The sequence below is a fragment of the Stenotrophomonas sp. STEN046 genome (assembly GCF_056759755.1).
The window spans coordinates 155,661-169,645 of the sequence record NZ_JBRRDR010000004.1 but is presented as its reverse complement, the minus strand read 5'-3'; the positions used below and the strand labels follow the sequence as shown (position 1 = coordinate 169,645).

The following is a 13,985-nucleotide window of genomic DNA, read 5'->3' as shown; positions in this document are numbered from 1 at the left end:
GCAGCGCTTCCGCGACGCACGCGGTCGCGAGCGGTTCGCCGCACAGGAGAACCGCGATGCGGCACGCGCAGAGCGTGCGCGCCTGCAGGCCGTGCTGGAAGCCAGCGATTGCCCGGTCCCGCAGTAGCAGCCCGCCGGGCATGGCCCGGCGCTACCGGGTTGGTTGGCGTGGCGTCGGGCAGGTATGGGGTTGGTTGGGGTAGCGCCGGGCCATGCCCGGCGGCGCGTCCGCTCAGAACCCGTAGCGCAGGAAGCCGCCGTCCACGGCGATGCATTCCCCGGTGACATAACTTGATGCCGGCAGGCACAGGAAACCGACCGCCGAGGCAACTTCCTCCGGCTCACCGATGCGGCGCATCGGCGTGCGTGCAATCACTTCCTCGTAATAGTCCGCATCGGACAGCGGACCGGACGTGCGGCGGGTGCGGATGTACCACGGCGCCACTGCGTTCACGCGGATGCCATCCTCGGCCCATTCCACGGCCAGGTTGCGGGTCATCTGGTGCATTGCCGCCTTGGTCATGCCATAGACCACGCCGCTGCGCACATGCGTCAGGCCAGACACACTGCCGACATTGACGATGGCCGAGGAGGCGTGGCGCGCCAGCAACGGATGCGCATAGCGCGACAGCTCGAACGCCGAAAACAGGTTGGTTTCGAAAATGCCGCGCCACTCGTCCTCGGAATATTCGGTGGCCGGCTTGGTGATGTTGCCGCCGGCGTTGTTGACAAGGATGTGCAGGCCATCGGCATGGTCCTCCACCCAGTCCAGGATCTGACGGCGATCTTCGTCATCGGACACATCGGCGGCCAGCGCGTGCACCTGGTGCTGCGGATACACGTCCAGCAGTTCGTCGCGCGCGGTCTCCAGCATGTCCAGGTCGCGACCGACTATCATCAAATCGGCACCTAGGCCGGCCAGTTCATGCGCGATCGCCAGGCCGATGCCGGCGCTGGCGCCGGTGATCAGGGCAGTCTGCCCGTCCAGGCGCCACCGTTGCTGGGTCATATGTCCTCCGGGGCCGCGCCCACTGTGTTTCGATGCCGCAAGGATACGCGCTCACGGGCGCGGCCTGCCCGGGATGCGACACTGGCCGCACGCCCATCGAGGAACGTTGCCATGCGCCTGCTGATTCCCCTTGTGATGTCAGCCGCCCTGCTGGCCGGATGCCAGCGCCCCGCCCCGCCCGATCCGCAGAAGCCGCCCGAACCGCAGGCGCTGGCCCGGTCGGTTGCACAGCCGCTGGACCGCGCCAAGGGCGTGCAGAAAACCATGGACGAGGCGAACGAACGCGAGCGCAAGGCAGAAGCCGACGCGACACAATGACCGGCGCTGCGCAACGAAAACGCCCGGCCAAGGCCGGGCGTTCTGCTTTCCAGTAGATCCACGCCCTGCGTGGATGATGCTTGCGGTCAGAACCCGCAGAAGCAGTAAGCCAGCGACTTCACCGGCGCACCATTGCCCTTCTCGCGCGCGGCGTTCTCGACGAAGCGCAGCTGGGTGTCGACTTCCGGCATCGTGCGCGCCAGCATCATCCGGCCCACGCCGGAATCGGCCAGCATCCACGCACCGGCATGGCTGCCGGCAAAACCACTGACGAACTGCGCGAACGGCGTTGCCGCCTTCTCGATGTAGCGCACCCGGTACTTTTCGGTGGCGCCCAGCTTGGCGCGACCGGCGGCATCGGCGACGGCATCCTTCAGGCCACCGAAGGCATCGACCAGACCGCGTTCCTTGGCCTGCGCACCACTCCACACGCGGCCACGCGCCACTTCGTCGATGGCTTCCACCGGCTTCTTGCGGGCCTCGGCCACGCGACCGGTGAAATCGGCATAGCCCTTGTTGATCACCGACTGGATGACCTGGCCCACGGCCGGATCCATCGGGCGGGTGACATCGAACGCACCGGCGAAGCGGGTGGTGCCCACGCCATCGGTGTGCACGCCGAACTTGTCCAGCGCACGGCTGAAGTTGGGGATCATGCCGAAGATGCCGATCGAACCGGTGATGGTCGACGGGTCGGCATAGATGCGATCGGCGTTCATGCTGATCCAGTAGCCACCGGAAGCCGCCAGGTCACCCATCGACACCACCACCGGCTTGCCTGCGGCCTGCAGGGCCACCACTTCGCGACGGATCTGCTCGGAGGCGTACACCTCGCCACCGGGCGAATCCACGCGCAGCACGACCGCCTTGACGTCGTTGTCGTCGCGCGCGGCGCGCAGCAGGGCCGACGTCGATTCACCACCAATACGGCCGGCCGGCAGATCGCCGCCGCTGATCTCGCCGGACGCCACCACCACCGCGACCTGCGGACGCGAGTCGACCGGGTTGCGGCGTGCATCGAGCTGGGCCAGGTAGCCGCCGAAATCGATGCTGCGGAAGCCACCCTCGGCGTCTTCATCGGCCACGCCGCGGTCGATCATCAGATCCTCGAATTCCTCGCGGGTCTTCAGTGCGGTCACCAGCTTCTGCTGCAGGGCGAACTTGGCCAGGTCGCCACCGGCAGCGGCTACGCCTTCGGGCAGGGTGTCGATGCCAGCGGCCAGCTGTGCCGGATCCAGGCGACGCGCCTTGGCGATGTCACCCAGGTAACGCTGCCACACGTCGTTCATCCAGAACAGGTCGGCTTCCTTGGATGCCGGCGACGCTGCGTCCAGCACGTACGGTTCGGCCGCCGACTTGTACTCGCCCACCTTGAACAGGTGCACGTCCACGCCGAGCTTGTCCTGCAGGCCGGTGCGGAAGTACTGGCGATAGCGGCCGAGGCCTTCCAGCACCACCGAGCCCATCGGGTCCAGGTAGACCTCATCGGCCTGTGCGGCCAGCAGGTACTGCGACTGGCCCATGCTCTCGCTGAAGGCGACCAGCTGCTTGCCCGAAGCGCGCAGTTCCTGCAGCGCGGCGGCCACTTCCCGCAGCGAAGCGAAGCCGGACGGCTGCAGCTTGTCCAGCTCCAGCACCACCCGCTCGATCTTCTTGTCTTCGCGCGCGGTCTCGATCACCCGGATCAGGTCGCGCAGCTGCACTTCCTCGGCACCGTTGTCACCCACGGCCTTGGCCAGCGCGCGGCTGACCGGATCGGCGCTGTACTGCTCGACCAGGCGGCCTTCGGGCGCGATCACCAGGGTGGTGCGGTCCTGCAGCGACTTGCTGGCACCGGCGCCCATGCCCGCAGCGACGATGAACATCACCAGCACCAGCAGCAACAGGCCGAAGAACACCAGGTTGAGGATCAACCGGCGGGTGAAATTCATCACGTCCCACAGCCCGATGAAGAAGCTGGCGACAGGGTTGCGGTTCGCCGGGGGCAGCGGCGGCACGGGTTGGTTCATGGAGCACTCCGGATGGCTTCTTGCCGTGGTACCAGCATAGCCGGTGCCGTGTGAGGCGGCATCGGACACAAGTCAGGGGATCGCCGGTCACGGTTGCCCGCGACCGGGGGTGAAGTCAGGCCAGCGTGGACTGGCCGATGCGTCTGCTGCTGCGGCTCAGCCGCCAGCCCATCAGGATGGCCGCGGCGGTCAGGCCGACGATCAGGCCGATCCACATGCCCTGCGGACCCATGCCCAGGCCCAGGCCGAGACCGGCCCCCAGCGGCATGCCCAGGCCCCAATAGGCGAACATGGCGATGAACATCGGCACCCGGGTGTCCTTCAGGCCGCGCAGCGCGCCGGCCGACAGCACCTGGATGCCATCGGGGAACTGGAAGGTGGCCGCATACAACAGCAGGGTCGAAGCCAGCCCGGCCACCGCCAGGTCGTTGGTATAGACACCGACAATGGCATCGTGGCCGAACAGCAGCGCTGCCGCCGACAGGGTCTGCGTGCCCATGATGATGGCGTAGCCGGCCCAGGCCGCACGGCGCACGCCGAAACCATCGCCACGGCCCACCGCATGGCCGACACGCACGGTGGTGGCCTCGGCAACGCCCATCGGGATCATGAAGCACAGCTGCGCCACGTTGATCGCGATCTGGTGCGCGGCTGCTTCATTGGCGCCCAGGCGGCCGATCAGCAGCGCGGTAACGATGAACAACCCGCCTTCCATCAGCACGGTGATACCGATCGGCAGGCCGGTACGCAGCAGGTCCCAGATGGCCGACCAGCGCGGGCCCTCGAAGTGCGAGAACAGCTGCAGGTGGGCAAAGCGCTTGGTGAACCACAGGTAGGTGCCGAAGGCAATCGCCTGCAGCCACATCATCACCGCCGAGGCGATACCCAGGCCCTCGGCACCCATTTCCGGGAAACCGAGCTTGCCGTTGGCCAGCACGTAGCCCATCGGCGCCAGCACCAGCAGGCCACCGAAACCGAGCAGCATGGTCGGCAGCGTCCAGTGCATGCCCTCGCTCAGATAGCGCATGCAGAAGTACAGGGTCAGCGCCGGGCCGCCCCAGCGCACCGCATGCAGGAACGCGGTGGCGCCGGGCACGATGTCCGGCGCGATGCCGAAGGCCGGCAACAGCGGCGGCACCACGGTGAGGAAAGTGAACATGATCAGGCCCAGCCCCAGCGCCAGCCACAGCGCCTGCCGGAACAGCGGGCCGATCTCGCGTTCGCGCCCGGCGCCATGCAGCTGCGAGACCGATGCGGTGAGCGAGATCAGGGTGCCGATCGGGATCAGCATCGGCAGCCACAGCAGCGCGGTGCCGATGGTCACTGCGGCCAGCGTGGACGTTGCATGGTGGCCGGCAATGACGTTGTCGACGAAGGAGATCAGGCCGGTGGAGACATGCCCGAGCACAAGCGGCAGGGCAAGCAGACCGGTAGCGCCGACTTCCTTGCTGAAGCCGGGCGTGGAGGTTGCAGTAGACATAAGGTGCTTGACGCGAACTACGGTTGCGCGCGAAGGGCACAGGCACCGGGTTGCGGCCGGTCATCTTACGCGCGCTGGCCCGTCATTCCCATGACTGCCCCATAAAGGGGACGGCGGGGATCAAGTGGTATCCGGCACAGCCGGGCCGGAAGGGACTTGATCCCCTCCGTCTCCTTTTCGCTTACTGGCCGGCCTGGCGCTTGAGCCAGGTGTCACGCTCGGCCGCAGGCACCGCCAGGAATGCGCTGCGCACGCTGTCACGCTGCTGGGGCGGGGTGCGCTGGGAGACCAGGGCCAGCTGCGTCAGCTGCGCCGGGCTGAGCTGGCGCAGGACGGCCAACGCAGCGTCGCGCTGCTCAGGCGGCACGAAGCCGAACAGGCCATGCAGCTTGGGGAACTCAGCACCCAGCTGCGGACCCAACCGCCAGCCTTCACGGAACGCCTGGTCCTGCGCGAGGAACTGCGTGCGCAGGCGCTGCTGCTGGTCAGCCGGCAGGGCGGCAAAGCGCGCAGCCGCCTGACGGATGCGCTCACGCTCGCCTTCGGGCAGCGCTTTCCATGCCGCGTAGTCCGCGCGACGCTGGCGCTGTTGTGCCGGCGCCATCTGGGCGAAGGCAGCAGGCATGCCCGCAACATCCGTCGACGGTGTCGCCGGCGACGGCAAGGGCACGTTCAACGACGGCGGGGCGGCGGCCAAGCTCAGTGGCAGGGCCAGCAGCAGGGTGGCAAGAACGGGCTTATTCATCGGCTGCAGAGGTTTCCAGCGCGGCACCTACCGGCTCGGGGTGGGTCGGCTTGGGTTGGGATTCGTCCACGGGCAGCGGACCGCCCGCTGCGCTCCACGCGTGCATGTCCCCTTCGGCCAGCAACGGGTAATCGCGGTCGGCCAGCATGGCGGCATCGTCGGCGGCCAGCGCATCGGTACCGGCGGCAGGGCGGACATCGGTGGCCGGCAATGCTTCCACCGTGACCGGTCCCGCCTCGCCCACCACACCTTCGGGCAGTGGCGCGTCGCTGCCCAGGCGCTGGCCCTGCCAATGGCGCCAACCCAGCGCAGCGGCCAGCAGCACCACCACGGTGATCAACAGGATGACCGGGCCACGCCAGCGTGGCTTGGCATTGGGACGCCGCCGCTTACCCGCCGGAGCGGCGCGCTCATCGCGCTGCGGCGCACGCCAGCCCGGCGCCGGCGCTTGGCTGTTGGATGCTGGTGCAGCCGGTTGCTGCAGCTGCTGCAGGCGCTTGGCCGGCAGATCGCGGATGCGCAGCTGCACCTGTTCGGCCAGCGCGCGCCAGGCCGCGGCATCGGGCTGGCCATGGGCATCGCGGGGACAGGCTGCGGCCAGCAACCGCTGGTAGCCGTCCTCGTCGACATCCAGCACGCGGGTGGTGATGCCCTCGTCCAGGCTGCCACCGACCCGCAGCAGCAGCGCCAGCCGCGGCATCGGCTCCATCGCGCCCAGTGCGGCCAGGGCCGGCGGCCACTGCCCGGCCGCGGGCTCGCGCAGCGCCTGCCGCTGGCCCAGCAGTGTCCAGAAGCGGCCCGGCCACTGCGCCATGGGAAGGTCGCTGGCAACCGCAGCGAAGGCGCGCATCACCGCCACCAGTGTCTGCTCGGCACGGGCGGGGTCACCGCACTGCAGTTCGGCCACGACCAGGGCACGGCGCTCGACGCCACGCAGAAATGCCGACAGCGCGCCGGCCGCGGTCGAGGAAACAGGGGCGGGCACAGCCGTCATCGGTCACTCCAAAGGTCTGCCGGCATGATAGCGGCAGCCCATCGCTGCCCGGCAGGACTTGCGGCCCAAGGCACTTCGTGCTGCAGGTTGTGCACAGCACCAAGCGCCCGCCGGGCGATTACTTCATGAACCGGTGAATTCACCCTGTTTCAGCAATGTTTCACACGCATGTTATTGATTTAAAAGACATTTAAAGTATGGCTATTTTTTGACCAACCAGAGGACGAGGCAGTCGCTATCTGCCTCATGCGGTGTCGTGAGCGGCTAACGCACAGACTTATCCACAGAAGATGTGGATAAGACTGAATCTCCAATGGACACCGATATTTAGGTGACATTTATGATTCGCGCGGCGGCCATCGCCTGCTTCCTTCACACGCCATCCGCCCGCGCATGGGCCGTTACACTGCCCCGATGCTTGCCCCTGAATCCGGCCCTGTTCCGACCCTGCAGGTTGCCCTGCCCGTCCCCCTGCCGCGCTTGTTCGACTACCTGCCCCCGCAGGGCGTCGCCCCGGCCGAGGCGATCGGCTGCCGCCTGAAGGTGCCGTTCGGCAACCGTGAACTGATAGGTGTGGTGGCCGGCCATGGGCAGGCCGACGACAGCCAGGGCCTGCGCCAGGCCCAGGCGTGGTGCGACCCGTCCCCCTTGCTGCAGGGCGAGCTGTGGCAGAGCCTGCAATGGCTGGCGCGCTACACCCATGCACCATTGGGTGAAGTGCTGAGCTCGGCCTTGCCCGGCCCGCTGCGGCATGGCGAGCCTCTGGCCGATACCCACCACTGGGGTTGGCAGCTGACACCCGAAGGCCAGGCCCAGCGCGAAAAGCTGCGCGCCGGCAGTCGCCCGCGGCAACTGGCTGAACTGCTGGCCGATGCCGTGGTGGACGAACACGTGCTGGGCGCGCGGATGGACGACTGGCGCAGCGCCGCGCGCAGTCTGGCCAAGCGTGGCCTGGCAGAGCGCGTTGCATTGAGCGTGGCACCGCAGCATGCCCAGCCCCTGCCCGGCCCCACCCTCAACCCGGACCAGGCCGACGCCGTTGCGGCGGTCACCAGCGCCGAGGGCTTCCAGCCGTTCCTGCTGGACGGGGTGACCGGCAGCGGCAAGACCGAGGTCTACCTGCAGGCGATCATCCATTGCCTGGCCCAGGGCAAGCAGGCGCTGGTACTGGTACCGGAGATCGGCCTGACCCCGCAGACCCTGGCGCGCTTCCGCGGCCGGTTGGGCATTGCGGTCCACGCCCTGCATTCGGGCTTGAACGACAGCGAACGCGCGCGTACCTGGGCCGCCGCCTCGCGTGGCGAAGCGCGGGTGATCGTGGGGACACGTTCTGCGGTGTTCACGCCGTTGCCGCAGGCCGGCCTGCTGATCGTCGACGAAGAGCACGATGGCAGCTACAAGCAGCAGGATGGCATCCGCTACCACGCACGCGATTTCGCCCTGGTACGGGCCAAGGCACTGGGCATCCCGGTGCTGCTGGGCAGCGCCACACCGTCGCTGGAAACGCTGCACAACACCTATGCCGGCCGCTACACGCACCTGCGCCTGAAACAGCGGGCCGGTGATGCGCGCCCACCGCGCGTGCGCATCCTGGATGTACGCAAGCGGCCGCTGCGCGATGGCCTTTCCGCCGACGTGCTGGCCGGCATCGGCGAACACCTGCAGCGTGGCCAGCAGGTGCTGGTGTTCAAGAACCGGCGCGGCTATGCGCCGGTGCTGCTGTGCCACGACTGCGGCTGGACCGCACCGTGCAATCGCTGCGATGCACCGATGACCGTGCATGGCGGTGGCCGTCGCCTGCAATGCCATCACTGTGGTGCGCGGCAGCCGGCACCGTTGGCCTGCCCTGCGTGCGGCAGCCTGGCACTGCAGCCGCAGGGCATCGGTACCGAGCGGCTGGAAGAACATCTGGTCAGCGCATTCGCCGATTTCCCGGTGGTGCGCATCGATCGTGGCACCACCTCACGGCGCGATGCGCTGGAGCAGCAGCTGGCGAAGCTCGGCGATCAACCCGGCATCCTGGTGGGCACGCAGATCCTGGCCAAGGGCCACGACCTGCCCAAGCTGACCCTGGTGGTGGTGGTGGGTATCGACGAAGGTCTGTTCTCGGCAGACTTCCGCGCCAGCGAAAAACTGGCACAGCAGCTGATCCAGGTCGCCGGTCGAGCCGGTCGCGCGCGCGATCCGGGCGAGGTCTGGCTGCAGACCCATCACCCGGGGCATCCGTTGCTGGAAACGCTGGTCAATGGTGGTTACCACCCCTTCGCGCAGGCCGAGTTGAACCAGCGCCAGGCCGCAGGCTTCCCCCCCTTCGCACACCTTGCATTGATGCGTGCCGAAGCCCAGCAGGTGGAGCACGCCAATGCGTTCCTGCTGGCCGCGCGGCAGTTGCTGGGCGAGCAGACCGTGGTGGAAGCCTATGGACCGATGCCGGCACCGATGCCGCGCCGCGCCGGTTACCAGCGTACGCAGCTGCTGTTGTCGGCCAACCAGCGGCCGCCGCTGCATGGCGTGCTGGCGCAGCTGGTGCCGCAGCTGTATGCGCTGCCCGAAGCACGCAAGGTGCGCTGGTCGCTGGATGTGGATCCGACGGATCTGTACTGAGAACACGGGGACGGTCGCGCCGGGCCATGCCCGGCGCCCCCGTTGCGCTTACGTCATCGGTGACATCACGCCACGCTGGTACGCCGGGCGTTCGCGCAGCCGTTCATACCACGCCTGCAGATGCGGCAGGTCCGGGCGCTGGATCGGCAGTTCGAACCAGGCATAGATCAGCGAGCCCAGCGCGATGTCGCCCATCGCGAAGGTTTCGCCCGACAGCCAGGGCTGCGTGGCCAGTGCCGCGTTGGGCAGTGCCAGGTAGTCACCCGCGCGCACGATTGCCGCATTGATGCGCGCTTCATCGCGGTCGGCCGGCGCGGTGCGCATGATGCCCCAGATCAGTTCGGAGTACAGCGGCGCCATGCGCGAAGTGCTCCAGTCCATCCACTTCTCGGCCTGCGCACGTTCCATGGGATCCTCGGCGTACAGCGTACCCAGCGCGTAGCGGGCACTGAGGTAGCGCACGATCGTGTTCGATTCCCAAAGCGGCAGGCCGTGGTCTTCGATCACCGGAACCAACCCGTTCGGATTCATCGCCACATATTCCGGCGACTGCGTGCCACCGTGGCTGCCACCGACCTCGATGGACTCGTAGGGCAGGCCGATTTCTTCGGCACACCACAGCACTTTGCGGACGTTGCTGGAATTGCGACGGCCCCAGATCTTCAACATGCGGGTTTCCTTGCTGGCAATGCGAGCGGCAACGATACGCCTGATCGGGCGGGGCGTGTGCGTGCCGCTGCGTCGCGCTACCGGTTCTTCTTCGGCAGTGCGCGCACGTAGGACGATTTACCGTCCTTCTTCAGCTCGAACAAGCCGATCGCGGCCAGCAGATCGCTGAGCTTGCCGTAACCGTAGTTGCGCGGGTCGAACGAAGCCTGGTTGCCGATCTGGCTGCCGACCGGGCCAAGGTGCGACCAGCCATCCTCGCCTTCGGCCGAGGACACCGCACGCCGCAGCATCTTCACCAGCCGGGTGTCGCTGCGCATTTCCGCCCCGCTCTTGCGCGGGCGTGCATCGTCGCCGGCCACCTGCTCACTGGGTGCCTGCTCGCTGGAAGCCTGTTCGCTCGACGCCTGCTCGACATCCTGCACGCTGGCATGGGTCTGTCCCAGTGCTTCCAGGTAGGTGAATTTCGAACACGCATTGACGAATGGTTCCGGCGTCTTCTTCTCGCCGAAGCCATAGACCTTCACGCCGTCGGTCAGCAGGCGCATCACCATCGGGGTGAAGTCGGCATCGCTGGACACGATCGCGAACCCATCGAGGTTGCGCGCGTACAGCAGGTCCATCGCGTCGATCACCATCGCCATGTCCGAGGCGTTCTTGCCCTTGCTGTAGGCGAACTGCTGGATCGGCCGGATCGCGTATTCGTGCAGCACCGCCTCCCAGCCCTTCAAGCGGGGGCTCTTCCAGTTGCCGTAGGCACGCCGCACGTTGGCCACGCCATAGCGGGCCACTTCGGCCAGGACTTCGTCGATCTTCGAGGCCGGCGCGTTGTCGGCGTCGATCAACAGGGCGATGCGCTTTTCCGGTTCGCTCATGGGCTGCTCGCGGGTGGTTGCCTGAACCCGAGTATCGCCGATCCGGACACACGCTGACGTGACAACGACCGGCCATGCGAAGATGCCAGTCACTTTCCCCATGCCCCCCTGGAGTGAGTCGATGAGTCGTGATCGCGTCCCCCACCTGGTCGTTGTCGGCGGCGGTTTTGCCGGCCTGTGGGCTACCCGTGCGCTGGCCCGCGAACGCATACGCATCACCCTGGTCGACCGCCGCAACCACCACCTGTTCCAGCCGCTGCTGTACCAGGTGGCCACCGCTGGACTGTCTGCGCCGGATATCGCTGCGCCGCTGCGCCATATCCTCGGCCATCAGCGCAATGTGGAAGTGCGCCTTGGCGAAGTGGTGGCCATCGACAAGGACGCACGCCAGGTGCGCATGGCCGATGGCAGCGCGCTGGACTACGACAGCCTGCTGCTGGCCACCGGTGCGACCCATGCCTACTTCGGCAATGACCAGTGGGCCGACGATGCGCCCGGCCTGAAGACGCTGGACGATGCCATCGCGCTGCGCCGCAAGCTGCTGCTGGCCTTCGAGCGCGCCGAGGCCGAACCGGACCCGGCGAAGAAGGCCGCGTGGCTGAGTTTTGCCGTGGTCGGCGGCGGCCCCACCGGTGTGGAACTTGCCGGCACCCTGGCCGAAATCGCCCGGCACACGCTGCGCAATGAATTCCGGCATATCGATCCGGCCAGCGCCAAGGTACGGCTGGTCGAAGCCGGCCCGCGCGTGCTGTCCACCTTCCCCGAAGTGCTTTCGCTGAAGGCGCGCCGGCAGCTGGAAAAGCTGGGCGTGGAAGTGATGACCGGCACGCCGGTAAGCGATATCGACAGCCAGGGGTTCAAGCTGGGCGACCAGTTCGTGCCGGCGCGCACCGTGGTCTGGGCCGCCGGTGTAGCCGCCTCACCGCTGGCGCGAACACTGGATGTACCGCTGGACCGCGCCGGTCGCGTGCAGGTGCAACCCGACCTGACCCTGCCCGGCCATCCCGAACTGTTCGTGGCAGGCGACCTGGCCGCACTGAACCAGGCCAACGGCAAGCCGGTACCCGGCGTTGCGCCCGCCGCCAAGCAGATGGGCAAGTACGTGGCCGATACCCTGCGCGCACGCCTGCATGACAAGCCGGCACCGGGGCCGTTCAAGTACGCCGATTTCGGCAACCTGGCCACCATCGGCCGCATGGCCGCGATCGTGCATCTGGGCAGGCTGCAGCTGTCGGGCGTGCTGGCCTGGTGGTTCTGGCTGGCCGCGCACGTGTTCTTCCTGATCGGCTTCCGCAACCGCGTCGTGGTGCTGCTGAACTGGGCGGTGGCGTACTGGAGCTACCAGCGCAGCGCGCGCATCATTTTTGGTGATGATCAGGACGACCGGCGGCCGAAGCGGTAGGGTCCACGCGCGGCGTGCCCCTGTAGAGCCGAGCCCATGCTCGGCTTCTGCAATCCGAACGAAGTGCAGCCGAGCATGGGCTCGGCTCTACGGCACCTTCGGTTTCGGATACCACAGCGCGTTGACGATGACCCAGCGCTGGTCGAAGCGGCCCATGTGGAAGTAGTCGACGAACCACGGGGTTTCCAGCCGTACCGAGGCGGCGTTGCCGGTCACGTCCAGCACCGTGCAACGACGGTCCCATTGATCCTTCGGCGTTTTCAGCGCGCCCTGCCTGGTCAACGAGACCAGTTCCTCCTTCGACATCCGGCGCAGGCCCAGGCGCTCGTCGGGTGTATCGCCAAGCACCGCGCGCTTGGCCAGGTCCGGATGCAGGGAGCGGGCGACGCGCTGCGGGTCGGCTTCCAGCTGACCGTCGACGTAGTCGTGGCAGGTGGCTTCGATGGCCGCGATCGTGGCCGGGTCGGCAGCGGGGCTCGTTGCTGCGGATAGTGCGAGCAGCAGGGCAATCGTGGACATCCGGGTCTCCAGCTCTGGGCGCGGGGCGATCATCGCATGGGCCGGGTAGCCCATCCACGCATGGCGTGGATCTACAGAAGTGTTTCGGCTGGCGCCTGCAACCAGGCCAGCTTGCGTTCGCGCGGCTGCCGCTTGAGCTCCCATTCGGCGCGCGAGGCGGCGGAGCGGTCCGGGTACGCACGCACCGCCAGGATCCGCAGCGGCGGGCGGGACCGGGTGTAGCGCGCGCCCTTGCCGGCCAGGTGGGCGGCAAAGCGCGCCTCCACATCGGTGCTGATGCCCGCGTAATAGCTGCCGTCGCGGCATTCGAGCAGGTACAGGAACCAGGGAGCGGAGGGGCGGGCCATGGCCGGATTATGCCGTGCTGCACTGCAGCGGATATACTGGCGCCCGAATGCAGGAGAGAGGCGCCGCGCTGGCGCCCGCCGAAGGCGCAGGCTCCCATGATCGCTCAGGCCGGTGGGCTGGAATCCCACCAACCATGCATTCGACTCGCCGAGCTGGAGAGAGGTCACCGGGCATGCCCGGGACGATCCGCCGAAGGGGCACGCGGCCCATGCCGCTGAACTCTCAGGCAAAAGGACAGCGGGAGCGGCACCGGTCATCGTCATCCCGTCATTGCGCAGGCAGTGGCGGTATACGCGCATGGCCGGCCACACCGCGCCCGGAGCCTGTCCCATGTTGTTGTCCATCATCTACCTGATCGCCATTTCCGCCGAAGCCATGACCGGCGCCCTGTCCGCCGGCCGCCGCCGCATGGACCTGTTCGGCGTGGTCATGATCGCCTGTGTCACCGCACTTGGCGGTGGTTCGCTGCGCGACATCCTGCTCGGCCACTATCCGCTGGGCTGGGTGAAGCATCCCGAGTACCTGGGCTTCACCGTGTGTGCGGCGCTGATCGCCACCTGGGTCGCACGCTGGATGCACCACTTCCGCCGCACCTTCCTGGTGCTCGATGGCCTGGGCCTGATCGCCTTCACCCTGATCGGCTGCTCGATCGCGCGCGAGGCCGGACATGCGCTGCCGATCGTGCTGATTGCCGGCATGCTGACCGGCGCCTTCGGCGGCGTGCTGCGCGACATCCTCTGCAACGAGGTGCCGCTGATCTTCCAGAAAGAGCTGTACGCGATCATCTCACTGCTGACCGGCGCGGTGTATCTGCTGTTGCTGCATTGGGGCGTGGCCGATGCCACCGCGATCCTGTGCTGCCTGGGCGGCGGCTTCGCGCTGCGCCTGCTGGCGATCCATTACCGCTGGGAAATGCCGAAGTTCGTGTACCACGACGAGGTGCATTGAGCCATTGCGGATCGTGCGGTTGCCTGCCAGCGGCCGGCACTACCGTTTGCGCTGCATGACGTTGGTCA

At 67.5% G+C, this 13,985-nt stretch carries 13 protein-coding genes and 2 riboswitches; of the genes, 4 read left to right on the top strand and 9 right to left on the bottom strand.

The genetic code is table 11. The features are described from left to right. Positions 1-232: 232 nt before the first annotated feature. On the bottom strand, positions 233-1,009 hold the full coding sequence (locus ACVOLJ_RS03950) for an SDR family oxidoreductase (protein ID WP_481563501.1): 777 nt from the start codon (positions 1,007-1,009) through the stop codon (positions 233-235). Positions 1,010-1,120: 111 nt separating this feature from the next. Between ACVOLJ_RS03950 and ACVOLJ_RS03945 the strand changes: the two genes are divergently transcribed. Continuing rightward, a complete protein-coding gene (locus ACVOLJ_RS03945; RefSeq protein ID WP_481563500.1) occupies positions 1,121-1,327 on the top strand; it encodes a hypothetical protein in 207 nt (68 codons plus the stop codon). Between the two features lie 86 nt (positions 1,328-1,413). On the opposite strand, the gene sppA is transcribed toward ACVOLJ_RS03945, so the two are convergent. The 4 genes from sppA to ACVOLJ_RS03925 form a co-directional block, all read right to left on the bottom strand. Then, entirely contained in the window at positions 1,414-3,336 is a 1,923-nt protein-coding gene (sppA, locus tag ACVOLJ_RS03940; RefSeq protein WP_475278467.1) for a signal peptide peptidase SppA, read from the bottom strand. A 115-nt stretch (positions 3,337-3,451) separates the two neighbouring features. Then, positions 3,452-4,816 (bottom strand): MATE family efflux transporter, encoded by a 1,365-nt coding sequence (locus ACVOLJ_RS03935; protein WP_475278468.1) that lies wholly within the window; start codon positions 4,814-4,816, stop codon positions 3,452-3,454. Between the two features lie 181 nt (positions 4,817-4,997). After that, entirely contained in the window at positions 4,998-5,561 is a 564-nt protein-coding gene (locus ACVOLJ_RS03930; protein WP_475278469.1) for a DUF3106 domain-containing protein, read from the bottom strand. Continuing rightward, positions 5,554-6,555 (bottom strand): hypothetical protein, encoded by a 1,002-nt coding sequence (locus ACVOLJ_RS03925; protein WP_481563499.1) that lies wholly within the window; start codon positions 6,553-6,555, stop codon positions 5,554-5,556. The genes ACVOLJ_RS03930 and ACVOLJ_RS03925 overlap by 8 nt, the downstream gene beginning before the upstream one ends. Before the next feature lie 414 nt (positions 6,556-6,969). Here ACVOLJ_RS03925 and ACVOLJ_RS03920 point away from each other — a divergent pair, with 414 nt between their 5' ends. Next, positions 6,970-9,159 carry a primosomal protein N' gene (locus ACVOLJ_RS03920; RefSeq protein WP_475278694.1) on the top strand — a complete coding sequence of 730 codons (2,190 nt, stop codon included), beginning with the start codon at positions 6,970-6,972 and terminating at the stop codon, positions 9,157-9,159. A 48-nt stretch (positions 9,160-9,207) separates the two neighbouring features. Here the strand turns inward: ACVOLJ_RS03920 and ACVOLJ_RS03915 are convergent, their stop codons facing one another. Both ACVOLJ_RS03915 and ACVOLJ_RS03910 read right to left on the bottom strand, forming a co-directional pair. After that, positions 9,208-9,828, bottom strand: coding sequence for a glutathione S-transferase family protein (locus ACVOLJ_RS03915; RefSeq protein WP_475278471.1), 621 nt, complete (start codon positions 9,826-9,828; stop codon positions 9,208-9,210). A gap of 77 nt (positions 9,829-9,905) precedes the next feature. After that, the gene (locus ACVOLJ_RS03910; RefSeq protein ID WP_475278472.1) at positions 9,906-10,700 is read right to left on the bottom strand and encodes an NYN domain-containing protein; all 795 of its coding nucleotides are present in this window, start codon (positions 10,698-10,700) and stop codon (positions 9,906-9,908) included. Between the two features lie 121 nt (positions 10,701-10,821). Here ACVOLJ_RS03910 and ACVOLJ_RS03905 point away from each other — a divergent pair, with 121 nt between their 5' ends. After that, the gene (locus ACVOLJ_RS03905) at positions 10,822-12,102 is read left to right on the top strand and encodes an NAD(P)/FAD-dependent oxidoreductase (protein WP_475278473.1); all 1,281 of its coding nucleotides are present in this window, start codon (positions 10,822-10,824) and stop codon (positions 12,100-12,102) included. Positions 12,103-12,189: 87 nt separating this feature from the next. Here ACVOLJ_RS03905 and ACVOLJ_RS03900 read toward each other — a convergent pair whose 3' ends face one another. Together ACVOLJ_RS03900 and ACVOLJ_RS03895 are read right to left on the bottom strand one after the other, a co-directional pair. Continuing rightward, positions 12,190-12,621, bottom strand: a complete 432-nt coding sequence (locus ACVOLJ_RS03900) for a nuclear transport factor 2 family protein (protein ID WP_475278474.1) — start codon at positions 12,619-12,621, stop codon at positions 12,190-12,192. A 71-nt stretch (positions 12,622-12,692) separates the two neighbouring features. Further along, positions 12,693-12,968, bottom strand: coding sequence for a GIY-YIG nuclease family protein (locus ACVOLJ_RS03895; protein WP_475278475.1), 276 nt, complete (start codon positions 12,966-12,968; stop codon positions 12,693-12,695). A 40-nt stretch (positions 12,969-13,008) separates the two neighbouring features. Next, positions 13,009-13,098: riboswitch (glycine riboswitch) on the top strand. Between the two features lie 13 nt (positions 13,099-13,111). Continuing rightward, positions 13,112-13,217: riboswitch (glycine riboswitch) on the top strand. An 82-nt stretch (positions 13,218-13,299) separates the two neighbouring features. On the opposite strand from ACVOLJ_RS03895, the gene ACVOLJ_RS03890 reads away from it, so the two are divergent. Continuing rightward, entirely contained in the window at positions 13,300-13,917 is a 618-nt protein-coding gene (locus ACVOLJ_RS03890; protein WP_191077352.1) for a trimeric intracellular cation channel family protein, read from the top strand. Positions 13,918-13,985: the final 68 nt, after the last annotated feature.